Origin of the sequence: Streptomyces sp. NPDC046985 (assembly GCF_040644415.1) — a bacterium.
Lineage (GTDB): Bacteria > Actinomycetota > Actinomycetes > Streptomycetales > Streptomycetaceae > Streptomyces.
The window spans coordinates 36,475-60,052 of sequence record NZ_JBEYWK010000001.1 but is presented as its reverse complement, the minus strand read 5'-3'; the positions used below and the strand labels follow the sequence as shown (position 1 = coordinate 60,052).

Below are 23,578 nucleotides of genomic sequence, written 5' to 3'. Positions count from 1 at the left end.
TCCGGTGCCGCACAGGCTGCTTGAACGCGGCCGCGGCGGACGCTCCGGCCGCTCGTGCGCGCGCCGCACCCCCGCGCCGGGGTCCCCGAGGGGGCCGCCCGGGACCGGCGCACAGGAGAGGGCCGTACGCTGGCCGGGCGGTGAGGAGGACGGATGACACAGGCGGGACGGGCCGGGGCGGTGCTGGTCGTCGACGACGACGCGGCGATACGCAGGTCCCTGGAGCGCGGACTCCGGCTCAGCGGGTTCGCGGTGCGCAGCGCGGGCAGCGGCGCCGAGGCGCTCGCGGCCCTCGGGCAGGAACCGCCGGACGTCCTGGTCCTCGACGTGTCGATGCCCGGCATGAGCGGCATCGACGTGTGCACCCGGCTGCGCGCGCAGGGCGAGGACCTGCCCGTGCTGATGCTCTCCGCGCTCGACGAGACCGCCGACCGCATCGCCGGACTCCAGGCCGGCGGCGACGACTACCTGGTCAAGCCGTTCGCCCTCCAGGAACTCGTGCTGCGGCTGCACGCCCTGCTGCGGCGCAGCCCGCCCGCCGCCCGGGAGGTGCTGCGGGTGGCCGGACTGGTGATGGACCCCGCCGCCCGCACCGCCGAGCGCGACGGCCGGACGCTGGACCTGACCCGGCGCGAGTTCGAGCTGCTGGAGGTGCTGGCCCGCAACGTCGGGCTGGTCCTCACCCGCGATCAGCTCCTGGAACGCGTCTGGGGCTACGACTTCGACGTGCGCACCGACGCCGTCGACACCTTCGTCTCCTATCTGCGGCGCAAGCTGGAGGCGGGCGGACGGCCCCGGATGATCCACACCGTGCGCGGTGTCGGCTTCGTGCTGCGGGGGGCGGTGTGAGGCTCTCCACCCGGATCGGGCTCGCCGTCGGCTGCACCGTCCCGCTGCTCGTCGCCGCCTCCGGCTGGCTGCTGCTGCACCTGGTCGCACGCGACCTGCACCGGGTGGAGGACGAGCACCTGCGCCAGCGGGCCGCCGCCATCGCCCCGGAGGCCCGCGCCCTGGTGCGCGCGAGCACGGGGGGCCGCCCGAAGGTCGCCGACAACCGGGAGCGGCGGTTGTTCAGCGCGGCCCTGGACGTCGGCGTGCGGGTGACGGCCGGGGACGCCGTGTTCAGCGGCGGCCCGCAACCGGACGCCGGGATCCGGCTGCCCGCCTCCGCGCCCCGGCCGGTCACCGTCCGCTCCGGCGGCCGCGGCTGGCGGGTGCTGTCCCGGCCGGTCGGCGGCCCGGCGGCCGACGGCACCCTGTGGGTGTCCTCCCCGGACACCGCCGACCAGGCCCAGCTCAAGGCGGTCCGCCGCCGGGTGGTGCTGACCGCGCTGCTCGCCGCGCCCCTGTCCGGCCTGCTCGCCTGGGGCCTGGCCGCCGGCGCCGGGGCGCCGCTGCGCCGGCTCACCCGCCGCACCGCCGGACTCGACCCGCGGGTCTCCGCCGCCCGCCTCGACCACCGGCCCACCGGCGTGACCGAGGTCGACGACCTGGCCGCCACCGTGCGCACCGTCCTCGCCCGCTACGACGAGCAGGCCGCCCGCACCGCCGAGGCCCTGGACACCGCCCGCTCCTTCTCCGCCGCCGCCGCGCACGAACTGCGCACCCCGCTGATGAGCATGGGCACCAACCTCGACATCCTCGCCGGCCACCCCGACCTGCCCGAGCTGGACCGCACCGAGATCCTCGGCGACCTGCGCCACGAGCACGCCCGGCTGCTCGGCCTGCTGGTGACGCTGCGCGAGCTGGGGCGCGGGGACCTGGTGGAGGCGGAGGCGTTCGCCGACGTCGACGTGGCCGAGGTGGCCGGCGCCGCCGTGGCCGAGGCCGCGCGCCGCGCCCCGGACTCCGTGTTCACCCTGGACGCCCCGGCCGGGCTCACCGTGCACGCCTGGGAGCGGGGACTGCGGCTGCTGCTGGACAACCTGCTCGCCAACGCCCTGGCCCACGGCCACGACCCGGCCGGCCGGACCCGCGCGGCGGTGCGGGTCGCCGCGGCCGGCGACCAGGTGCTGATCACGGTGGACGACCACGGGCCCGGCGTGCCGCCCGAGGCCCGGCAGCGGGTCTTCGAACGCTTCCGGCGCGGCCCGGACAGCGCGGGCTCCGGGCTCGGCCTCACCCTGGTCGCCCAGCAGGCCGCCCTGCACCGGGGCGAGGTGAGCGTCACGGACGCGCCCGGCGGCGGAGCGCGCTTCACGGTGCGGCTGCCGCGCGGCGACGGCGGGCTGCCCGAACGGCGGGACTGGCTGATCACCGCCGCCGGATCGGCGGGGACGAAACGGTCACAGAGTTTCCCCAAAGAACGTCTCTAACGTTCATCGTGCCGCGCGGACGACGGGCCGTGCGGCACGACGGCACACGCTGTCGGACGGCGACGCCGGACATGAGGCCGGCCGGATCCGCCCGGCGCGACGTCGGACAGCCGGACGGAAAGAGACGGAGAAGCAGATGGACGCACGACGAGGAACTCGGACGCTGCTCACGGGACTCGCGGTCACGGCGGTCCTCGCGGGCACCGCGGGCGCCGCCTCGGCCGACAGCACCCCCACGGCGACCCCCTCCAAGAGCGGCGCCGCCAAGGCCGGCCCCAAGGGCGACGGCGCCCACGCCCTGTGCAAGCGGGTGCCCAAGCTGGACCGGCGCATCGACCGGGCGCTGAAGCGGCTGGACGCGGGCGTCGGCACCCGCGGCTCGGTGGCGCGGCTGGAGAAGCGGATCGACAACGCCAAGAAGGCGAACCACGCCGCGATCGCCACCTACCTCCAGGACCGCCTGAACCACCGCAAGGAGCTGCGGACCAACCTGGAGCAGCGCAAGAAGGACCTCGCCTCCGTGCACACCTGGTGCAAGGCGAACGACATGGGCAAGAAGGCGCACGGCAACGGCAAGAAGGCCGGCTGATGCGCGCCCGGCGGATCGCGGCCGGCGCCGCGGCGGCCGTGCTCGCCGCCCTGCTGAGCGCCGGCTGCGCGCACCAGGACGGCGCCGGCAAGTCCGCGCCGCCCGCGTCGTCGGCGTCGCCTGAGCAGTCCGCCCCCTCCGGGTCGGGCCAGGGCTACGCCGACATGCAGAAGAAGGTCGACGCCGCCGAGTCCGCCGCGTCGGCGGCCGACAAGGACGCGGCGAGCGACGACGACCGCTGACGCCGGGCCGTGCCGGGCGGGGGAGCGGAGGTCACCGCTCCCCGCCCGGCGCCCACAGCACGTCGCCCCTCTCGATGTTCGCGGTGCGCGCCAGGATGAACAGCAGGTCCGAGAGCCGGTTGAGGTAGGTCGCGGTGAGCGGGTTCATCGTCTCGCCGTGCTCCTCCAGCGCGGCCCAGGTCGACCGCTCCGCCCGGCGCACCACCGTGCACGCCTGGTGCAGCAGCGCCGCGCCCGGCGTGCCCCCCGGCAGGATGAAGGAGCGCAGCTTCTCCAGCTCCTCGTTGAAGCGGTCGCAGTCCGCCTCCAGCCGGTCCACGTAGAACTGCTCCACCCGCAGCGGCGGGAACTCCGGGTCCTGGACCACCGGGGTGCACAGGTCCGCGCCCACGTCGAACAGGTCGTTCTGCACCCGGGTGAGCACCGTGACGATCTCCGCGCCGAGACCGCCCAGCGCGACGGCCGTGCCGATCGCCGCGTTCGCCTCGTTGGCGTCGGCGTACGCCGCGATCCGCGAATCGGTCTTGGCGACCCGGCTCATGTCCCCGAGGGCGGTGGTGCCCTGGTCGCCGGTCCTGGTGTAGATGCGCGTCAGATTGACCATGCTCCCAGCGTAGTTACGTCCCGGCCGCGCGGAACACTCCGACCCCGCCCGCCGGATGGGCGACCGGCCCGGCCGCGCCGTGCGGGGAGCGCGAAAGCCCCCACCGGTGTGATGTGCGTCAACGCAGACGTGACGCGCGTTACTTACCGGTCACACAGCCCCGAACGAGCGCTAGTGTCCGCCCAGGAGCGACACGCACACAGCGTGTGAGCGCTCGCGCGGCGCCGATCGCGCAGTCGTTCGAAGGGGAGTCGGAGTGGCACGGAAGCTCGCCGTCATCGGGGCCGGTCTCATGGGCGCGGGCATCGCCCAGGTCGCCGCGCAGGCCGGCTGGGACGTCGTCCTGCGGGACGTCACCGACGAGGCGCTCAGGCGTGGCACGGAGGGCATCCGGACCTCGTACGACAGGTTCGTCGCCAAGGGCAGGCTGGAGGCGGAGGCCGCCGAGGCCGCCCTCGCCCGCATCACCGCCACCACGGACCTGGACGCGGCGGCCGACGCCGACGTCGTCGTCGAGGCGGTCTTCGAGAAGCTCGACGTCAAGCACGAGATCTTCCGCGCGCTCGACAAGCTGGTGCGCGAGGACGCCGTGCTCGCCTCCAACACCTCCGCCATCCCGATCACCAAGATCGCCTCCGTCACCGAGCGTCCCGAACGGGTCGTCGGCGTGCACTTCTTCTCGCCGGTGCCGATGATGCAGCTCGTCGAACTCGTGCGCGGCTACAAGACCAGCGACGAAACCCTCGCCGCGGCCCGGGAGTTCGCCGAGTCCGTCGGCAAGACCTGCATCGTCGTCAACCGCGACGTGGCCGGCTTCGTCACCACCCGCCTCATCTCGGCCCTCGTGGTGGAGGCGGCCAAGCTGTACGAGTCGGGCGTCGCCACCGCCGAGGACATCGACCTGGCCTGCAAGCTGGGCTTCGGCCACGCCATGGGCCCGCTGGCCACCGCGGACCTCACCGGCGTCGACATCCTGCTGCACGCCGCAGGCAACATCTACACCGAGACCCAGGACGAGAAGTTCGCGCCGCCGGAGCTGATGCGCCGGATGGTTGACGCCGGTGACATCGGGCGCAAGAGCGGGCAGGGCTTCTACAAGCACTGAGGCCGCGCGCCTCGCCCGCCTCACCCGTGAGGGTGAATTCGGCGTCGGTTCGCCGTCACTCGGAAACCGCGTCGCCGCACCGCCAGTCAGACGTTGCACAGCCCGTCGTCATCAGACGTTGCACAGCCCGTCGTCATCAGACGTCGCACAGCCCATCGTCCATCGGAGCACGCCGCCGCAGTCCGGGGGAGCGCATATGTACATCAGGGGCGACCACGCCGAGGCGGTCGTCGGGGGCCGCCTCGACGTCCGCAGCGCGGCGGACGCCCGTACGGTCCTGCACTCGGCCGTGGACGACGGCGTGGGCGACCTGGTCCTCGACCTGTCCGAGCTGGATTCCTGGGACGCCACCGGACTCGGCGTGATCATGGGGGTGCACCGGCGGGCCGGCCGCTGCGGCCGGCGCCTGGTGCTGCGCGGCGTGCCGCCCCAGATGCAGCGCCTGCTCGTGGCCACCCGGCTGCACCGCATCCTCGCCTTCGAGGACGCCGTCGCGGCCCCGTCGCAGCCCCGCGTCTGAGCCCCGCGGCAGATCGGGGACGCCCCGGGGGTGTGAACCGGGCGAGGCGGGAGACCTGAACGGTTCGCGCCCACCGCACGCCGCACGCAATCCTCACAAGACTGTGACGAGCGGGACAGCGCGGCGCCCCGGCCTGTCGGGGATACTGTGCGACAGTCTAAGGTTCGGTCGCCCGCTCCCTCGCGACCCTCCAGCGGGCCCGGACCAGAGGCGACAGCGCGGTGTGCGGCACGGCCGGAGGGTGGGCACGGTCACCCGACCCCGCCCAGCACACGAGACGCTCTTGGGGGCTTGGAACCGATGGAAGCCACGGACCCGACTGCCTGGGACCCCGACGACTCCTGGGACCCCGACGACCCCGGGAACGGCGCCCAGGACGGCGACCGCCCGGCGTCGGCCCGGCGCTCCCCCCGGGACTCGCTCGCGGCCGACTTCGCCCCGCACGCGCCCGCCCCGGCCCGTACGTCACGGCTGGTCAGCGGCGATTTCCTGCTCACCGTCAACCCCGTCGACGGCAGCGAGATAGAGCCCTGCCCGCCCGGCGAACGCCCCGGCCGGCCCCCCAGGCACACCCTGGACCAGCGCGCCGAAGCCGACCGCGCGGCCAGGCCGCCGGTTCCCTCCGGCCCCGCCCCGGCGCCCGAGCCGCTGCTGGAGCGCGCGGAGGAACGCGAGCGGCTGGCACGGCTGCTGGCCCAGGGCCGCTCCGTACGGCTGACCGGCCCCGGCGGCTCCGGCCGCACCGGCCTCCTCGACCTCGTCGCCGAGGACTGCGCCGACCTCGCCCCCGACGGCGTCGTCCGCCTCACCGGCTGCCGACGCGGTGTGGGCGACCTGCTGCACGACCTCTTCCACGCCGTGCGCCACGCCCCCCGCTACCGCCCCGACCACGACGAACTGCTCGCCTGCGTACGGGACATCGGGGCGGTCGTCGTCCTCGACGACCTGGAGTTCGGCGGCGCCGCGCTCGACGAACTGCTCGACGCCACCCCCGAGTGCGCCTACCTGTTCGCCGCCGCCCCCGGCGTGCCCGCGCCGTCCGCCGAGTCCGCCGTCGAGGAGATCGTCCTCGGCGGACTCGACCGGGCCGGCGGCGCCGACCTCATCGAGCGGGGCGCCGGCCGCGCCCTCACCGAGGAGGAGGCCAACTGGGCCGGCGACCTCTGGTTCGAGTCCGAGGGCCTGCCGCTGCGCTTCGTCCAGGCCGGCGCCCTGCTGCGCCAGCGCGACAGGCTGCGGGCCGGCGCCAGCGCCGTCGAGGAGTTCGGCGTCTTCGCCGAGGCCCGTGCCGACGCCGACGCCGCCCCCGGCGAGGGTGACGGCGAGGGCGGGGGAGGCGGAGTCGACGTGCCGCTGCCCCCGCTGGGCGAGGCCGCCGCGCCCGCACCGCTGATCGCCTCCCGGCTCAGCGCCTCCGCGCGCGCCGCCCTCCGCCTGGCCGTCGCGCTCGGCGGCGAGACGCCCCACCAGTCGCACCTGCCGGCGCTGGTCGGCGACACCCACGCCGACGCCGCGCTGGGCGAGCTGGCGAGCTGCGGCCTGGTCTCCCCGGCCGGCGCCCGCTACCGGCTCGCCGCCGGAGTCCTCACCCAACTACAGGCCGCCGGATACGCCGACCAAGCCGAGGAGCACGCCCGCACCGCCGCCCGGCACTACGCCTGGTGGGCCGGGCACCCCTCGGTCACGCCCGAGCGGGTCGGCGCCGAGGCCGACGCGGTGCTCGCCGCGCTCGCCGTGCTGGTCCCCGCCGCCGCGCCGCCCGCCGAGGGCGACGGCGACGGCGAGGAGAACATCGCCGTACGGCTGGCCCGCACGGCCGCCCCCGCGTTCGCGGCCGCGCTCGACTGGGCCGCCTGGGAGCGGGCGCTGCGCTACGGCGCCGAGGCGGCCCGGCTGACCGGAGACGTCGCCGAGCAGGCGTACTTCCACCACGAGCTGGGCGTCCTCGCCCTCTGCCGCGGCCTGCTGGACCGGGCCCGCGCCGAGCTGGAGACGTCCATCGGGCTGCGGGGCGCGCTCGCCGACCGGCGCGGCACCGTCGCCGGGCGGCGCGCCCTCGCCCTGGTCGACGACCGCTCCGGCAGGACGCCCGGCCTGGCCGCGCTGTCCGACCTCGCGCTGACGGAGGAGGAGGCGTACGACCCGCGCGCCGAGGAGGCCAAGGCGACGGTCCCGCCGCCCGCGCCGGTGCCCTTCCCGGCGCTCCAGCCGCCCTCCGACGACGCCATCGGCCTGATCGTCTACCCGCCCGCGCGCCCGGCCCCGGCGCCGCGCGCTCCCGCTCGGCACCGCGGCGGCCTGAAGGGCGTCGCCCGGCGCAACCTGGTGGCGGTGGGCGCGGGCGCGCTGCTCGCGGCGGTCCTCGGCACGGTGGTGACGCTCGGCGCGACCTCCCGCAGCGACGCCGACGACCCCACCGGCAGGGGCGGCGCCGACCGCACCGCCGGTCAGGGCGCCGACGACGGCGACCTGAACGCGGGGACGCCGCCGCAGGACGGGACGGGCGGGACGCAGCCCGCTGCCGCCGATCCGGTCACGTCCGTCCACCGTCCCGCGCACCCTGGTCCGGACGGCACGCGGGGCGCGCCGGAGGGCCAGACGCCCGCGGCGGGCGGCGGGAAGCAGTCGGGCGGTCCGGGCGGGACCGGCGGCTCGGGCAGGCCGCCCGCGTCGCCCTCCTCGCCGACGCCCCAGACGTCGCCCCCGTCGGCGCCGCCGACCTCGCCGAAGCCTCCGCCGACGACGCCCTCTTCGCCGAGCGCGCCGTCGACGAAGCCGCCCACGTCGCCCCCGCCGTCCACTAGCACGCCGCCGTCGACCCCGCCGGGGAGTTCGGACACCTCCGGCTCGGCCAGCGTCTCGGCGCCCAGCCGCTCCGCGGGCGCCGCCACGTCGCCCGGCGCTCCCGCGACGGACACCCCGTCCGCGGGGGACACCGCGCTCTGAGCGTCCGCGGCGAGGCGGGGGCGGGGGCGGGGAGAGCAGCGGCCGGGGGACCGGCTGCCGCCACGGGGCCCGGGGCCGCCTCCTGCCCGAGAGGCCGCCACGGACACCCGGGACGCCCCGAGTACGGGCCGCCCCGGGCGCCGGAGAGCACGGGAGGCACGGCGCTGCGCGCCTCCGCGGCGCCGAGGGCGTCCCGCCGCCTGACGGCCCGCGCCGTCGGCGGCCTAGGCACCCGCCTGCCGCCGTCGCCTGCCGACCGGGCCGTGTCGCCGTCCGGCCGCCTGGGCGCCCGCGCCGCTGCCCGTCCGGGCGCCCGCGCCGCTGGGCGCCCAAGCGGCCGCCGGTGCCGTCGCCTGCCAGTCGATCCGTGACGGCGTCCGCTCGCCCAGGCACCCACTTGTGCCGTCGCCTGTCGGCCGGGCCGGGCCGTCGCCTGCCGACCGGGCCGTGCCGTCGCCTGTCGGCCGGGCCGTGCCGTCGCCTGTCGGCCGGGCCGTCACGTCGTCCGGCCGCCTAGGCACTCGCCCTCTGCCGTCGCCTCGCGTCCGGCCCGTGCCGTCGCCCGCCCGCGCCGCTGGCCGCCTAGGCGCCCGCCTGTGCCGTCGCCTGTCGTCCGGCCCGCGCCGCCGTCCGGCCTTCTGGGCGCCCCCGCCTGCCCAGGGCGCGGCGGCGGTCAGAACAGGCGGAGTTTGTCGTCCTCGATGCCGCGCAGGGCGTTGTAGTCCAGTACCTGGCAGCCGATGCCGCGGTCGGTGGCCAGCACGCGGGCCTGCGGCTTGATCTCCTGGGCCGCGAACACGCCGCGTACCGGCGCCAGGTGCGGGTCGCGGTTCAACAGCTCCAGGTAACGGGTGAGTTGCTCCACCCCGTCGATCTCGCCGCGTCGCTTGATCTCGACCGCGACCGTCCGGCCCTCGGCGTCCCGGCACAGGATGTCGACCGGGCCGATGGCCGTCATGTACTCGCGGCGGATGAGCGTGTAGCCCGCGCCGAGCGTGTCGATGCGGTCGGCGAGCAGCTCTTGCAGGTGGGCTTCCACGCCGTCCTTGATCAGCCCGGGGTCCACGCCGAGTTCGTGCGAGGAGTCGTGGAGGACCTCCTCCATGGTGATGATCAGCTTCTCGCCCGCCTTGTTGACGACCGTCCACACCCCTTGCTCCTCGCCCGTGCCCTCCTTGAGGGTGCACGGCGGCGACATCCAGTTGAGGGGCTTGTAGGCGCGGTCGTCCGCGTGGATCGAGACGCTGCCGTCCGCCTTGACCAGGATCAGGCGGGGCGCGGACGGGAGGTGGGCGGTGAGCCGGCCCGCGTAGTCGACGGAGCACCGGGCGATGACGAGACGCATGGTCGGCAACGCTACTCGACGCACCGCGCCCGGCGCGATTCGCCCGCCGGCGTCCCGCCCCGGGCGGCCCGGCGCCTCCGGCGGGCCGCCCCATTTGCCACTGGATCACCCGTGTTCACTCATGGCCGATTGTGTACACAACTGGACTGTCCGGTGTACGCATTCGCCTAGTGGGGCCCCGTTTCGTTGCCTACCGTAGAGAACGGGAGGTCGCGATCTGTGTACGCACCGTGTTCGGCGTCGCGGACTCCCTCATCTGTCCGCCAACCCCTGCTGTCCGGGGGTGTGAGAGGAGAACCCATGTCGCTCGACGTCTCACCGGCCCTACTCGAACAGGCCGAGCGAGGCGAGGTCGACGAAGCTGCCTTCGTCGACTGCGTCCGGACCTCCCTGCCCTACGCGTGGGAGATGATCAGCTCCCTGGTGGCCGAGCTGAAGGTGGACGGCGGAGAGTTCGCCGACAACCAGACGCCGCCGCCGGACGAGCAGGCACGCGGTCAGCTCCTGCGTGCGCTGGCGAGTGACGCGATACGCGGCGCGCTCCAGCGGCACTTCGGCGTGCGCCTGGCCTTCCAGAACTGCCACCGGGTGGCGGTCTTCCCGTTGGACGCCTCGTCCGACGAGAGGCTGGCGCGGTTCACTTCGGTACGCGCCCAGTTGCTCAACCAGTCGCCGGAGCTACGGGACTGCTGACGGGCCGTCCGCTTGCCGCTCCGCCCGCGGGAGGTGCATGAAGGGCCGGAGCGGCAGGCGTGCCCGGCGTCCCGGTGCTCACGCGCCCGGCGTCCGGTGTTCAGCCGAGCCGGGGCAGCACCTCGGCGCCGAGCCGTCGTACGTTCTCCTCGGTCGCCGCGAGATCGCCCGAGCCCTCGACCAGCAGCGCGAAGCGGGTGATCCCGGTCCGCTCGGCGGAGGCGGCCAGCCGGTCGGCGCACAGCTCCGGGGGACCCACGGGGTGCAGACCGCACAGCAGCTCCGTGTAGGCCGCCGGATCGCGCATCCGGCGGGCCCGGCCGTCCACCGTGACATGGGCGTCCAGGCCCTGCCTCAGCCAGCCCGGCATCGCCTTCAGCAGGGTCTCCCGCGCGTCCGCGGGGCGGTCGGCGATCTGGCAGACGCCGGCCGAGACGTGCGCGGCGCCCCGGATCTCCTGCTCCGGCCGCCCGCCCGCCCGCGCGCAGTCCTGCCACAGGGCGACCGCCTCGGCCTTCTCCTCGTCCCCGACGTGCATCCCGAGCAGCATCGGCAGCCCGCGCTCGGCGGCCAGCCGCACGCTCGCCGGGGAGGTGCAGGCGACGACGACCTCGGGGCCGGGGTCGTCGGTCAGCGCCTGGGCGGGACGGGGGACGACGGGGACCTCGCGGAAGGCGAACCTCTCTCCCGAGGCCGACACCGAGGGCTCGCGCAGCCAGCGGAGCAGGAGGTCCAGCGATTCCGGGAAGCCGGACTCGTACGCCTCCAGGCCCGCGCCGAACACCTCCAGGTCGACCCACGGGCCGCCGCGCCCCACGCCGAGCGAGAAGCGTCCGCCGCTCGTCACGTGCAGCAGCGCGGCCTGCTCGCCCAGCGCGACCGGGTGGACGGTGGGCAGCACGCTGACCGCCGTCCCCACCCGCAGCCGCCGGGTGCGCCCGAGCAGCAGCGCGGCCAGGGTGACGGCCGACGGACAGGTCCCGTACGGCACGAAGTGGTGCTCGGCCAGCCAGGCCGAATCCAGTCCCGCCTGCTCGGCGACCTCGGCCGTGCGGACCGCGCGGTACAGCGCCTCCCCCTGGCTCTGCCCGGGGAACTGGGCGGCCAACACGAATGTTCCAACGCGCATGGCAGTTCCTGCTTCCTCGGCTCCGACACGGAGCTCCCCCAGCGGGCATAACCGGACGACAGGCGCGAAGGACACGGCTTGGCGGAAGGATTTCCGGATTGTCGGCGCAACCGGGCGTCCGGGCGGCCGACATGGGGCGCCGGGCGGGCGTCCGGCATCTGCCGTCCGGCCCCTTGCGGCGCCGCGTACGCTGGGTGAGAACCGCCCCTTTTCGCCCAGCTCCGTGAGGTGTCCCGTGTCCCCGCGCCGCAACCGCCTGAACGGTCCCGACTCGTCCGGCCGGAGTGCCGAGGACGAGACGGCGAGCCGCTACGGCGGCTGGCAGTCCACGGAGACCTGGCGGGGCGAGGACTGGAGCGTGCGCCACGTCGCGGGCGCCAGCGCGGCCGGGAAGACCTACCGCTGCCCGGGGTGCGACCAGATGATCGGCTCGGGCGTCCCGCACGTGGTGGCCTGGCCCGCGTACGCCGGGGCGGACGACCGCCGGCACTGGCACAAGGCGTGCTGGAACGCCAAGGACCGCCGCACCGTGCGGGTGCGGCGGCCCCGCGGCGCGCCCGGGTACTGACGCGCCCGCCTGCCCGCGTTCCGGGCAGACCCTCCACAGGGCCCAGGGCCCAGGGCCCGCCGCCCCCGTCTCAGACGTCCCGGTGGCGCAGCAGCGCCCACGCGCCGGCGGACGCGACGGCCACCGCGCCCAACATGATCCACAGCGGATCCCAGCCCGAAGGGCCCGCCTGGCCCAGGGAGTTGGAGTAGAAGACGCTCAACTGGTTCGGGATGGAGTACTCGAACAGGACGGTGCGCACCCTCTCCAGCGACGGCGTGAACATGAACAGCGCGACGACCAGCGGGGCGAGCACCAGCCCGATCATGATCGTGATGCCGCCCGCCGAGCGCCGCAGCAGCGAGCCCACGAGCAGCGACAGCAGGCCGAGCAGGGCCAGGTAGAGGCTGACGCCGACGGTTCCCCGCAGCCACTCCGCGCCGGTCGGGCGCCGTATCCCGGAGCCGTCGAGCAGGGCCGTCTGGGCGAGGGCGACGAGCGCGGTGGACGCCAGCGTGACCGTGAAGGCGGTCAGCGAGAACACCGCCGCCTTCGCCGCGAGCACCCGTCCGCGGCTCGGGCACGCCGTCATCGTCGTGCGGATCATGCCGGTGCCGTACTCCGAGGCCGTGGTCAGCACGCCCAGGGTGATGAGGCAGATGCTGCCGAGCAGCACCCCGAAGAAGCCCAGCGACAGCGGGTCGTCGGGGCCGGACATGCTCGCCGAGGAGTGGTCGATCACCACGGCGGTCAGCAGGCCGACGCCGACCACGATCAGGACGAACACGCCGAGCGTCCACATCGTGGAGCGGACGGACCTGATCTTCGTCCACTCCGAGGCGAGGGCGTGCCCGAGATGCGTGCGGACGACGGGGATCGGCGAGGTGTAGCCGGGGAGGTCGGGGTGGCCGGAGCGCGGGTCGCCGGCCGCCGCCTCCCAGGCGGGCGGCGCGGCCTGCGGCGTCGGGGTCTGCGGCGTGCTCATCGGGCGTCCTCGGACTCGGTCAGGTCGGTGGATGCGGGGGCGGGCGGCGCGGCGGAGGCCGGCGGCGCGGCGGGTGCGGCGGGCGCCGGGGCGGCGGGGGGCGCGGACGGTGCCAGGGCCGCGGGGGGCGCGGACGGTGCCGGGGGTGCGGCGGGGGCCTGCGCCGCGGCCGGTCCGGGCGCGTCCTGCGCGTACGGGTTCGGCGTGCCCGGAGCGCCGTACGGCCCCGGCGCGTACGAGGCGCCGTAGGGGCCCTGGCCGGAGGGCGGCGGGCCCTGCGGGGGCGCGAAGGGCACGCCGCCCGGCTGCGGCGGGGGCGGCGCGTACCAGTCGGGCTGGCCCTGCCCCGGGACCGGCAGCGGCGGCTGGGCGCCGGGCGGCGGCGGCAGCATCAGACCGGCCTTCGGGTCGACGGTCGACCGGTAGTCGACGGCGGTCTGCGTCATCCGCATGTACGCCTCCTCCAGGGACGCCTGATGCGGCGACAGCTCCCACAGCCGCACGTCCGCCTGGTGCGCGACGTCGCTGATGCGCGCCAGCGCCAGGCCCGTCACCCGCAGCGCGCCGTTCTGCTCGGGCAGCACGTGGCCGCCGGCCTCGGTCAGCGCCGATGTCAGCTTCTCCCGGCCCTGCGGGTCGTCGTCCGGGGTGCGGACCCGGGCGAAGTCGGCGGAGTTCGCGGAGATGAAGTCCGTCACGCTCATGTCGGCGAGCAACTGCCCGCGCCCGATGACGATCAGGTGGTCGGCGGTGAGCGCCATCTCGCTCATCAGGTGGCTGGAGACGAACACGGTCCGGCCCTCGGCGGCCAGCGACTTCATCAGGTTGCGCACCCAGAGGATGCCCTCGGGGTCGAGACCGTTGACCGGCTCGTCGAAGAGCAGCACCCGCGGGTCCCCCAGCAGCGCCGCCGCGATGCCCAGCCGCTGCCCCATGCCCAGGGAGAAGCCCCGCGAGCGCCTGCGGGCCACGTCTTGGAGGCCGACCACGCCCAGCACCTCGTCGACCCGGCGCGCGGGGATGCCGGAGAGCTGCGCCAGGCTGAGCAGGTGGTTGCGCGCGGACCGGCCGCCGTGCACGGCCTTGGCGTCCAGCAGGGCACCCACCTGGCGGGGCGCGTTGGGCAGTTCGCGGTAGGGGTGGCCGCCGATCGTCACCGTGCCCGCGGTGGGGTTGTCCAGACCGAGGATCATCCGCATGGTCGTCGACTTGCCCGAGCCGTTGGGCCCCAGGAAGCCGGTGACGGCGCCCGGCCGTACCTGGAAGGAGAGGTGGTGCACCGCGGTCTTGTCGCCGTAGCGCTTGGTCAGGCCGACTGCCTCGATCATGCTCCGGTCCCATCGGAAGGTACTCGTCCCGGCGTCGCGGGACAGCGGGGCGCATGCCCCGTAAGGACTAGGAGGATATCGGTGCATCGGCGGTTCCGGCCAAGGGAAGGTAAAACGCTGAGGAGACGCGGGGGGCGCGAGGGAGCGGGGGAGCGGGCGCGTCGCGTGCGAGGACGGCGCGCGTGGGGACGGAAGGTCGCGGGGACGAAAGGTCGCGGCGCGCGGAGGCGCCGCGCCCGGGGACGGGGCGCTTCAGGCGTCCCGCCTGCGCAGCAGCGCGTAGCCGCCCGCGAGCGCGGCGGTCACCCACAGCGCCATGATCCCGAGGCCGCCCCAGGGGCCGTAGGGGACGTCGTCGAGCGGGGGGACGACCTGCATGATCCGGCTGCCCGCCTGGTCCGGCAGGAACCGGCCGACCGCCCTCGTCGCCGAGACGTCGGCGAGGACGGTGGAGACCAGGAAGAAGAACGGCGTCAGGATGCCGAGCGACAGCATCGGCGAGCGCAGCATCGCGGCGACGCCCATGGCGAACATCGCGATGAGCGCCATGTAGAGGCCGCCGCCGACGACCGCGCGGAGCACGCCGGGCGCGCCCAGATCGGTCCGCAGCGGTCCGAGCGCCGCCTGCCCGAGGAAGAAGGCGGCGAAGCCGGTGGCCAGGCCGACGGCCAGGGCCAGCCCGGTCGCGACGGCGACCTTGCCCGCCAGGAACGCGCCGCGCCGGGGGACCGCGGCCAGCGAGGTGCGGATCATGCCGGTGCTGTACTCGTGGGACACCGCCAGCACCCCGAACACGATCATGGCGAGCTGTCCGAGCGTCATGCCCGCGAAGCTGAGCTGGGTCGGGTCGAAGTCCCGCTGCTGCCGAGCGGCCACGTCGCCGACCTCGTCCTTCGACAGCGCCGAGACCAGCGTGCCCAGGCCGACCGTGACGACCGCGGCGAGGGACAGCGTCCACCTGGTGGACGCCACCGACCGGATCTTGGTCCACTCCGACTGGATGACCTGCGTCGCCGTCATGCCTCAGTCCTCCGCCGTCGTCTGCGCCGCGGCCTTCGTCCGCGCCGCCGCCGTCCGCTCGGCCCTCGCCCTCGCCGCCGTCGTCTGCTCGGCCCTCGCTCCTGCCGCGGACGTCCGCTCCGCCGTCGGGGCGGCCGTCCCGCTCCCCGCGCCCCGGTCCGCCTCCCACGCCCGCGGCGGGCCGTCCGCCCGCGCGCGGTACTCCACCGATCCGGCGGTCAGCCGCATGAACGCCTCCTCCAGCGAGGACGTCCGGCAGCTCAGCTCGTGCAGCACCACACCGTGGCGCGCGGCCAGCTCGCCGATGCGCTCCGCCTTGCCGCCGTTCACCTCCAGCAGCCCGTCGCCCGTCTGCTCGGCGGTGATCCCCGCCCCGTGCAGCGCGTCGAGCAGCCGCTCGCGGTCCGGGGTGCGCACCCGTACCCGGGGGCGGGAGTGACGTGCGACGAAGTCCGCCATGGACGTGTCGGCCAGCAGCCGGCCCTGGCCGATCACCACCAAGTGGTCGGCGGTCAGCGCCATCTCGCTCATCAGATGGGAGGAGACGAAGACCGTGCGCCCCCGGGCGGCCAGCGACTTCATCAGCCCGCGGATCCAGTGGACGCCCTCGGGGTCGAGGCCGTTGACCGGCTCGTCGAACATCAGGATCCGCGGGTCGCCGAGCAGCGCGCCCGCGATGCCCAGGCGCTGGCTCATGCCCAGCGAGAAGCCCTTCGTCTTCCTCCGGGCCACCGACGTCAGGCCCACGGTCTCCAGCACCTCGTGCACCCGCCCGGCCGGGATGCCGTTGCTCTGGGCGAGGCACAGCAGGTGGTCGTACGCCCGGCGGCCGCCGTGCACGGCCCCCGCGTCCAGGAGCGCCCCGACGTACGTCAGCGGGTCCGTCAGCTCGCGGTAGCGGCGGCCCTCCACGCGCACCTCGCCGGCGGTGGGGCGGTCGAGTCCCAGGATCATCCGCAGGGTGGTGGACTTCCCCGCGCCGTTGGGGCCGAGGAAGCCCGTGACCATGCCCGGCCGGACCGTGAAGGTGAGGTCGTCGACCGCCGTCTTCTCGCCGTACCGCTTGGTCAGCCCCGAGATCTCGATCATGCGGCCACGCTAGAACCGGACGAAGCCCCCCGCCACCGGAAGGGCGGCGAGGGGCTTCGCGGGCGGGCGACTGCTGCTTCGGCGGTCGCGCGTTCTAGCGCGTCTGCTGGGCGGGGACCCCGCGGGAGACCGGCTCGTCCTCGGCCGGGGCGCCCGCGGCGGCCACCGCGGCGCCGGTGAGCGTCGCCAGCATCTCGCGCACGTTCGTGAGCTGGGCGTTGATGGAGTCGCGGCGGTTGGTGAGCGCCGCCAGTTCGCGCTCGGACTCCGAACGGATGCGGTCCGCCTTGGCGTTGGCGTCGGCCACGATGTCCTCGGCCTGGCGCTGGGCCGTCTCCACCGTCTGGCGGGCGCGGCGCTCGGCGTCGGTGCGCAGCTTCTCCGCCTCCAGGCGGAGCTGCTCGGCGCGGTGCTCGATCTCCGCGAGCCGCTTCTCGGCCTTGGCCTGACGGGACGCCAGGTCGCGCTCGGACTGCTCGCGGCGCTTGGCCAGGTTCGTCTCGAAGTCGGCGGCGGCCTGCGCGGCCTTGGCGCGGGTCTCCTCGAAGAGGGCGTCCGCCTCCTCCCGCTTGGACTGCGCGTCCTTCTGCGCGTCCGAACGGAGCTGCGAGGCGTCGCTCTTGGCCTTCTCGACGATCCGGACGCCCTCGTCCTCGGCCTTGGCCTTGCGGTCCGAGGCGAAGGACTCCGCGTCGTTGCGGACCTGCTGGGCCGCGGAGTCGGCCAGCTCGCGGTGCTGTTCGGCCGCGTGCCGGGCCTCGTCACGCAGGTCCTTGGCCTCCTCCTCGGCGAGGCGGAGGATCTTCTCGACCCGCGCGCCGAGACCCGCGTACGACGGCTCCGCGTCGTTGACCTGGGCCTGGGCGTTCTGCGTCTCGAGGTGCAGTTCCTCGATGCGCTTCTCCAGAGCGGTGATGCGGGCGAGAGCGCTGTCACGGTCGGAGACGAGCTTGGAGATGCGTTCGTCCACCTGAGCGCGGTCGTACCCACGCCGCACAAGCTCGAAGCCGTAGGGGGAAGTGTCGCTCATGGGGTTCCTGTCAAGTGAGACCGGTGAGGTGATAGTCGGAATCCTAGGGGCCGCAGCGGTGTGTCATCGAGCGGATACGTGTTTGATCTGGAGAATGACACCTCTTTTGGGTGGCGGACCCATGGACGGCTTGCCAAGGTCCGGGCCAAAAGCCCCAAGGGGCTTCCAAAAGGCCCGTAACCCGCCCTCCAGGCTAACCCTCTGACGCCTTGCCACCCGAGCGAGGAGCGCCTGCCGTCGCGCCCGCCTTCACTGCGCCGTCCTTGCCGGCCGACGGCGCCTCGAAGGACTCCAGCGCCTCCAGCACGTCCTGGACGCGGGAGATCTCGGTGTTGATGTCCTCGCGGCGGCGCACCAGCACCTCCAGCTCGCGCTTGCCCTCCTCGACCGTGCGCCGGGCCTCGCGGACCGCCTCGGCCTTCAGCTCCTCGGCCTCCCGCACCAGCGCCGCCTTCTTCTGCTCGGCCTCCTTCAGCAGCCCCTCGGCCTTCTTCACCGCGGCGATCCGCACCCGGCCCGCCTCGGAGTTGGCGTCCGAGACGATCTCCTTGGACTTGACCTGCGCCTTGGCCGACTGCTCCTCGGCGGCCTTGACCAGCGCGTCGCAGCGGTCGCCGGCCGACTTCATCGTCTCCGCCGACTCGCGCCGGGCCCGCGCGTGCAGCTCCTCGATCTCGCCGGTCAGCCGCTCGCGCAGCTCCTCGGCGCGCTCGCGGATCGCGGTGGCGTCCCGGCGGGCGCCCACGAGCAGCTCGTCGGCGTCCGTACGGGCCTTCTCCACCCGGGTGTTGCCCTGCACGGTCGCCTCGGACACCAGCCGCTCGGCCTCCTGACGGGCCGCGCCCACCATGGCGTCGGCGCGCGACTCGGCGTCCGCCGTGGTCTCGACCGCGGTCGCCTGCGCCTCGGTGAGCAGCTTGTCGGCCTCGGCGGCGGTCTCCGTGATCAGCTTGTCGACCTGCTCGGCCGCCTCCGAACGCCGCTTGTTGGCGTCTTGGCGCACCTCGTCCAGGGTGCGCTCGGCCTCCTCGCGGGCGGCGGACAGGGCGCGCTCGGCCTCGGCCTCGGCCTCCGCCTTCAGCCGCTCCGCGTCGGTGCGGATCCGCTCGGCGCGGCTCTGCGCGCCGCCGACGGTCTCGGCGGCCTCGGCCCGCAGCCGCTCCGCGTCCCCCGTGGCGTCCGAGATCAGTCTCTCCGCCGCGGCGACGGACTCCGCCCGCAGCCGGTCGGCCTCCGCGACCGTCTCCGTCTGAAGCCGCTCCGCCTCCGAGCGGGCCTCGCTGATCAGGGCGTCCGCCTGCCCGGCCGCGTCCGACCGGATGCGGTTGGCGTCCTCGCGGGCGTCCGCACGGGTGCGCGCGGCGTCCTGCTCGGCCTGCGCGGTGGCGTCCGACGCCTCGGTGCGCACCCGCTGGGCGTGCTCGGCGACCTCGCCGCGGATCCGGTCCGCCTCGGCGGCCGCCTCCGACAGCGTGCGCTCGGCCAGCGCCTGGGCGCCCCCGGTCTCCTCCTGCGCCTCGCGCCGCAGCCGCGCCGCGTCCTCGCCCGCCCGCTCCCGCTCGGCGTAGGCGTCGGAGCGGACGCGGTCCGCCTCCTCCTCGGCGTCCCGGCGGGCGCTGTCCGCCGCGTGCTCGGCGGCGGCGCGCAGCCCGGTGATCTCCTCCTGCGCCTGCTCGTGCAGCCCGGCGACGGCGTCGCGCACCTGCTGGGCGCGCTGCTCGGCGCCGGACACCGTCTCGGTCGCCCGTCGGTCGGACTCCTCCACCAGGCGGCCGGCCTCGGTCTCGGCCTCCTCCACCCGCCTGCGCGCCGCGGCCAGCAGCTCCTCGCTCCGCTCGCGGGCCTGCTCGCGCTCCTGGTCGGCCTCCTGGCGGGCCGCACCCAGCAGCTCGTCGGCCTCGCGGCGGCGCCGGGCCGCCTCCTCCTGCGCGGCGGCCAGCGTCTCGGACGCCTCCGAGCCCAGCCGCTCCGCGGCGCCCTGCGCCTCCGCGCGGACCCGGTCGGTGCTCTCCTGCGCCTCCGTCCTGAGCCGCTCGGCCTCCGCGGCGGCCTCCGACCGCAGCCGGACGGCCACGGACTCGCCCTCCGCGCGGGAGGCGGCGGCGTCCGCGGCGGCCTCGTCGCGCAGCCGGTCGGCCTCGGTCTGCGCCTGCTCCCGCAGCACGCGGACGCGCTCGGCGGCCTCGCCGCGCAGCCGGTCGGCCTCCTCGCCGGCCTCGCGGCGGATCCGCTCGGCCTCCTCGCGCGCCTCGGACAGCGCCTGCTCGGCGCCGGCGAGGCGCTCCTCGGCGTCGGTGTGCCGCCGGGTCACCTCCTCGGCGGCATCCGAGTGACGGTCCGCCAGCGCCCGCTCGGTTTGCTCGCGCAGCTCCTCGGCGGCCCGCTCGGCGTCCGTGCGGACCGACTCCGCCTGCTCCTCGGCCTCCGCGCGGCGCCGCTCGGCCTCCTCGCGGGTGCGCTCCAGCGTCTCCTCGGCCTGCCGGCGCAGCGCGGTGGCGCGCTCGATCGCCTCGGTGCGCACCTTCTCGCTGTCCGAGCCGGCGGTCTTGCGCAGCTCGTCCGCGTCCGCCTTGGTCTTGGCGAGCAGTTCCTCGGCGGTCCTGGCCGCCTCCTCGATCTGCCCCACGGCCTCGCGCCGGGCCTCGGAGCGGATGCTCTCGCCCTCGGCGACGGCGTCGGCGCGCAACTGCTCGGCCTCGCCGCGCAGCCGCCGCGCCTCCTCCTGGAGCTCCACGGTCTTGGCGCGGTACTCCTTGGTGTCGTCCTTGGCGGCGCCCTTGAGCCCCTCGGCGATGTCGTGCGCCTCGGCGCGCAGCCGGTCCGCCTCGGTCTCGGCCTCGCCGCGGATCCGCTCGGCCTCCTCGGCCGCGGCCCGGGTGGTCTGCCGGGCGTCCTCGGACGCCTTGTCCAGCACGTCCTCGGCGGTCTTCGCCGCCTTCGAGAGCTGGGTCGCCGCCTCCTCGGCGGTGAGCGTGCGGGCCTTCTCGGACGCCTCCGCGACGATCTTCTCGGCCTCGGCGCGGGCGTCGGCGACCAGTTGCTCGGCCTCGGACTTGGTCTGCTCGGTCTCCTTGGTGGCCTCCTGGACCAGCCGGGCGACCTGCTCCTTGGCGGTGCGCGTGCGCTGCTCGTTGGCCGACTCGGCGCCCGACAGCGCCTTGGCCGCGGCGTCCTTGGCCTCGGCGACCAGCTTCTCCGCCTCGGCGCGGGCCTCGCGCAGCGCGGTGTCGGCCTCCGTCATGCGCTGCTCGGCGGCGCGGCTCAGCTCGGCGGACTGGCGGCGGGCGGCGTCCGAGTCGGCGGCGGTGGAGGTGCGCAGGTGCTCGGCGTGGTCGGTGGCCTCCTGCGCCTGGTCGGAGGCGGCGCCCAGCAGGCGCTCGGCGTCGGTGCGGGCGCGGCGCAGAAGCTGCTCGGCCTCCGCGCGGGCCGCCTCGGCGTCGCCCTGGAGCCGCTGCCGGGCCTCGGAGGTCAGCCGCTCGGCCTCGGCGCGGGCCGCGGTCATCGCCTGGTCGGCCTCGGTGCGGGACTCGTCGAGCAGCCGGCGGGCCTGCTGCTCGGTGCGGGCGCGCAGTTGCTCGGCCCACGCCACGTTCTCGTTGACGTGCGACTCGACGGTCTGGCGGCGCTCGGCCAGCTCCTGGTCGAGCTGCTGGCGGCGGGCGACCGCCTCCTGGTGCAGCTCGGACTGGAGGCGGGCGGCCTGCTCGGCGTGCTCCTGGAGGATGCGCTGGGTCTGCGCCCGCGCCTGGCTCAGCTCCCGCTCCGCGTCGGCGCGCACCTGGTCGGCCTGCGCCTGCGCGTTGCGCAGCAACTGCTCGGCCTGATAGCCGAGGTCGCCGCCGCCGCTGTCGTAGGCCGGTCGCGACATGATGGTGCGGCGCGCCTCGTGCAGCTTGGCGCGCAGCACCTCGACCTGGTAGCCGAGGTCCTCGGCGTGCTGGATCGCCTTCTCTCGCTCGGTCTTCAGCCGCTCCATCTCGGCCTCGAACCGAGAGAGGTGGTCGACGTCAGCCGCCGGCTCTCGCTCCTGGCGTTCGTAGCCCCGCACTGCGCGGTCCCATCCGTCCCCTGGTCGCAAGCCTGTCCAACGAGCTCCCGTCCATCCGCCGGACGGGGCCCCCGGGGAATGGTGTCAGATCAACGGCGGAGCATGCGCTGCTGCCCCGTCGCTCGTCCCCCGAAATCCGGACCCCGGCAAGCGGTCGCCCCGTCCATCGGAGACGACCGCCCCCAACCCTACCGGCCCCTCTGTACGGAGGTCAGTGCTCGGCCGGTTCGACGGCCGCCGATGTGACGAGTTCCGTCAGGACGCCGTGGCAGTCCTTGGGGTGCAGGAAGGTGATCCTGGACCCCATCGTGCCGGTGCGGGGCTCGTCGTACAGCACCCGGACGCCCTTGCCGCGGACGTCCGCGGCGTCCGCGTCGACGTCGGCGGTGCCGAAGGCGATGTGATGCACGCCCTCGCCGTTCTTGGCCAGCCACTTGCCGACCGCGGAGTCCTCGCGGGTCGGCTCCAGCAACTGGAGGTAGGAGGCGCCGCCGTCCGAGGTCTCGTTGATCTTGAGCATGGCCTCGCGCACGCCCTGCTCCTCGTTGGTCTCGGTGTGGAACACCTCGAAACCGTAGGTGGCCCGGTAGAACTCGACGGTGGCGTCGAGATCGCGGCAGGCGATTCCGATGTGGTCGATTCGCGTCAGCATGGTCTCAGTGCAGCGTCCAGGAGGTGGTTACGCAACGTGCGCGCGATCACACCGACAGCCCGATGACGCCGCGGACCGCCCCTCAGTACATTCGAAGTAAACCCTCGTTCACTCCTCGGCTGTGCAGGCCGGTAAGGGGATCGCAGCTCATGTCTTCTGGAACCTCGGAGACGACCACCTCGGTGATCGTCGCGGGCGCTCGTACGCCCATGGGCCGCCTGCTCGGCTCGCTGAAGTCCTTCTCCGGCGCCGACCTCGGCGGCTTCGCGATCAAGGCGGCCCTCGACCGCGCGGGCATCGCGGGCGACCAAGTGCAGTACGTGATCATGGGGCAGGTGCTCCAGGCCGGCGCGGGGCAGATCCCGGCCCGGCAGGCGGCGGTGAAGGCCGGCATTCCGATGAGCGTCCCGGCGCTCACGATCAACAAGGTGTGCCTGTCCGGCCTGGACGCCGTCGCGCTGGCCGACCAGCTCATCCGCGCGGGCGAGTTCGACGTGGTGGTGGCCGGCGGCCAGGAGTCCATGACCAACGCGCCGCACCTGCTGCCCAAGTCCCGCGAGGGCTACAAGTACGGCGCCGTGCAGATGCTCGACGCGATGGCCTACGACGGCCTGACCGACGCCTTCGAGAACATCGCCATGGGCGAGTCGACGGAGAAGCACAACACCCGCCTGGGCATCGCCCGCGCCGAGCAGGACGAGATCGCCGCGCTGTCCCACCAGCGCGCCGCCGCCGCCCAGGCCAACGGCCTGTTCGAGGCCGAGATCACCCCGGTGGAGATCCCGCAGCGCAAGGGCGACCCGGTCCTGTTCAGCGAGGACGAGGGAATCCGCGGCGACACCACCGCCGAGTCGCTGGGCAGGCTCCGCCCGGCCTTCAGCAAGGACGGCACGATCACCGCCGGGTCCTCCTCGCAGATCTCCGACGGCGCCGCGGCCGTGGTCGTGATGAGCAAGGCCAAGGCGCGGGAGCTGGGCCTGGACTGGATCGCCGAGATCGGCGCCCACGGCAACGTGGCCGGCCCGGACAACTCGCTCCAGTCCCAGCCGTCCAATGCGATCCTGCACGCCCTGAAGAAGGAGGGCCTGGAGGTCTCGGACCTGGACCTGATCGAGATCAACGAGGCGTTCGCCGCCGTCGCCGTGCAGTCCATGAAGGACCTCGGCGTGTCCTCCGACCAGGTGAACGTCAACGGCGGCGCCATCGCCCTCGGCCACCCGATCGGGATGTCCGGCGCCCGGCTCGTGCTGCACCTGGCCCTGGAGCTGAAGCGCCGGGGCGGCGGCGCCGGCGCGGCCGCCCTGTGCGGCGGCGGCGGCCAGGGCGACGCGCTGATCCTGCGCGTGCCCCGCGCCTGAGTCACCCAGTACGTCAGCGATACGAACGGAGCT

The 23,578-nt window shown here is 74.9% G+C and carries 20 protein-coding genes; 10 read left to right on the top strand and 10 right to left on the bottom strand.

Annotated features, from left to right (window positions below):
* Positions 1-153 precede the first annotated feature (153 nt).
* From ABZ861_RS00255 to ABZ861_RS00240, 4 genes are all read left to right on the top strand, one after another.
* The gene (locus ABZ861_RS00255; RefSeq protein ID WP_361621144.1) at positions 154-849 is read left to right on the top strand and encodes a response regulator transcription factor; all 696 of its coding nucleotides are present in this window, start codon (positions 154-156) and stop codon (positions 847-849) included.
* Positions 846-2,315, top strand: a complete 1,470-nt coding sequence (locus ABZ861_RS00250) for a HAMP domain-containing sensor histidine kinase (protein WP_361621141.1) — start codon at positions 846-848, stop codon at positions 2,313-2,315. Before ABZ861_RS00255 ends, ABZ861_RS00250 begins: the two co-directional genes overlap by 4 nt.
* Positions 2,316-2,451: 136 nt before the next feature.
* Positions 2,452-2,904 (top strand): hypothetical protein, encoded by a 453-nt coding sequence (locus ABZ861_RS00245; RefSeq protein ID WP_361621138.1) that lies wholly within the window; start codon positions 2,452-2,454, stop codon positions 2,902-2,904.
* Positions 2,904-3,146 carry a hypothetical protein gene (locus ABZ861_RS00240; protein WP_361621135.1) on the top strand — a complete coding sequence of 81 codons (243 nt, stop codon included), beginning with the start codon at positions 2,904-2,906 and terminating at the stop codon, positions 3,144-3,146. Before ABZ861_RS00245 ends, ABZ861_RS00240 begins: the two co-directional genes overlap by 1 nt.
* A gap of 31 nt (positions 3,147-3,177) precedes the next feature.
* Here the strand turns inward: ABZ861_RS00240 and ABZ861_RS00235 are convergent, their stop codons facing one another.
* The gene (locus ABZ861_RS00235) at positions 3,178-3,750 is read right to left on the bottom strand and encodes a cob(I)yrinic acid a,c-diamide adenosyltransferase (protein WP_361621132.1); all 573 of its coding nucleotides are present in this window, start codon (positions 3,748-3,750) and stop codon (positions 3,178-3,180) included.
* A gap of 256 nt (positions 3,751-4,006) precedes the next feature.
* Between ABZ861_RS00235 and ABZ861_RS00230 the strand changes: the two genes are divergently transcribed.
* The 3 genes from ABZ861_RS00230 to ABZ861_RS00220 all read left to right on the top strand — a co-directional run bounded on the left by ABZ861_RS00230 (position 4,007) and on the right by ABZ861_RS00220 (position 8,321).
* On the top strand, positions 4,007-4,855 hold the full coding sequence (locus ABZ861_RS00230; RefSeq protein ID WP_361621129.1) for a 3-hydroxyacyl-CoA dehydrogenase family protein: 849 nt from the start codon (positions 4,007-4,009) through the stop codon (positions 4,853-4,855).
* A 196-nt stretch (positions 4,856-5,051) separates the two neighbouring features.
* Positions 5,052-5,375 (top strand): STAS domain-containing protein, encoded by a 324-nt coding sequence (locus tag ABZ861_RS00225; protein WP_361621126.1) that lies wholly within the window; start codon positions 5,052-5,054, stop codon positions 5,373-5,375.
* A 300-nt stretch (positions 5,376-5,675) separates the two neighbouring features.
* A complete protein-coding gene (locus ABZ861_RS00220; protein WP_361621123.1) occupies positions 5,676-8,321 on the top strand; it encodes an ATP-binding protein in 2,646 nt (881 codons plus the stop codon).
* A gap of 673 nt (positions 8,322-8,994) precedes the next feature.
* Here ABZ861_RS00220 and nucS read toward each other — a convergent pair.
* Positions 8,995-9,666, bottom strand: coding sequence for an endonuclease NucS (gene nucS, locus ABZ861_RS00215; RefSeq protein ID WP_361621120.1), 672 nt, complete (start codon positions 9,664-9,666; stop codon positions 8,995-8,997).
* 300 nt (positions 9,667-9,966) lie between these two features.
* Between nucS and ABZ861_RS00210 the strand changes: the two genes are divergently transcribed.
* Positions 9,967-10,359 (top strand): SCO5389 family protein, encoded by a 393-nt coding sequence (locus tag ABZ861_RS00210; protein ID WP_361621117.1) that lies wholly within the window; start codon positions 9,967-9,969, stop codon positions 10,357-10,359.
* Positions 10,360-10,459: 100 nt separating this feature from the next.
* On the opposite strand, the gene ABZ861_RS00205 is transcribed toward ABZ861_RS00210, so the two are convergent.
* Complete coding sequence (locus ABZ861_RS00205) at positions 10,460-11,488, bottom strand: LLM class flavin-dependent oxidoreductase (RefSeq protein ID WP_361621114.1); 1,029 nt, start codon at positions 11,486-11,488, stop codon at positions 10,460-10,462.
* Positions 11,489-11,723: 235 nt separating this feature from the next.
* On the opposite strand from ABZ861_RS00205, the gene ABZ861_RS00200 reads away from it, so the two are divergent.
* Entirely contained in the window at positions 11,724-12,056 is a 333-nt protein-coding gene (locus ABZ861_RS00200) for an ATP/GTP-binding protein (RefSeq protein ID WP_361621111.1), read from the top strand.
* Positions 12,057-12,126: 70 nt separating this feature from the next.
* Here ABZ861_RS00200 and ABZ861_RS00195 read toward each other — a convergent pair whose 3' ends face one another.
* The 7 genes from ABZ861_RS00195 to mce all read right to left on the bottom strand — a co-directional run bounded on the left by ABZ861_RS00195 (position 12,127) and on the right by mce (position 22,187).
* Positions 12,127-13,020: an ABC transporter permease gene (locus tag ABZ861_RS00195; RefSeq protein WP_361621108.1), complete on the bottom strand. Its 894-nt coding sequence runs from the start codon at positions 13,018-13,020 to the stop codon at positions 12,127-12,129.
* Positions 13,017-14,348 (bottom strand): ABC transporter ATP-binding protein, encoded by a 1,332-nt coding sequence (locus tag ABZ861_RS00190; RefSeq protein WP_361621105.1) that lies wholly within the window; start codon positions 14,346-14,348, stop codon positions 13,017-13,019. The genes ABZ861_RS00195 and ABZ861_RS00190 overlap by 4 nt, the downstream gene beginning before the upstream one ends.
* A gap of 252 nt (positions 14,349-14,600) precedes the next feature.
* A complete protein-coding gene (locus ABZ861_RS00185) occupies positions 14,601-15,368 on the bottom strand; it encodes an ABC transporter permease (RefSeq protein WP_361621101.1) in 768 nt (255 codons plus the stop codon).
* A gap of 3 nt (positions 15,369-15,371) precedes the next feature.
* Complete coding sequence (locus ABZ861_RS00180) at positions 15,372-16,457, bottom strand: ATP-binding cassette domain-containing protein (RefSeq protein WP_361621098.1); 1,086 nt, start codon at positions 16,455-16,457, stop codon at positions 15,372-15,374.
* Positions 16,458-16,551: 94 nt separating this feature from the next.
* Entirely contained in the window at positions 16,552-17,487 is a 936-nt protein-coding gene (locus ABZ861_RS00175; protein WP_361621095.1) for a cellulose-binding protein, read from the bottom strand.
* Between the two features lie 193 nt (positions 17,488-17,680).
* Complete coding sequence (scy, locus tag ABZ861_RS00170) at positions 17,681-21,535, bottom strand: polarized growth protein Scy (protein ID WP_361621092.1); 3,855 nt, start codon at positions 21,533-21,535, stop codon at positions 17,681-17,683.
* Between the two features lie 211 nt (positions 21,536-21,746).
* Positions 21,747-22,187, bottom strand: a complete 441-nt coding sequence (gene mce / locus ABZ861_RS00165; RefSeq protein ID WP_361621089.1) for a methylmalonyl-CoA epimerase — start codon at positions 22,185-22,187, stop codon at positions 21,747-21,749.
* 149 nt (positions 22,188-22,336) lie between these two features.
* Here mce and ABZ861_RS00160 point away from each other — a divergent pair, with 149 nt between their 5' ends.
* Complete coding sequence (locus tag ABZ861_RS00160; protein WP_361621086.1) at positions 22,337-23,545, top strand: acetyl-CoA C-acetyltransferase; 1,209 nt, start codon at positions 22,337-22,339, stop codon at positions 23,543-23,545.
* Positions 23,546-23,578: the final 33 nt, after the last annotated feature.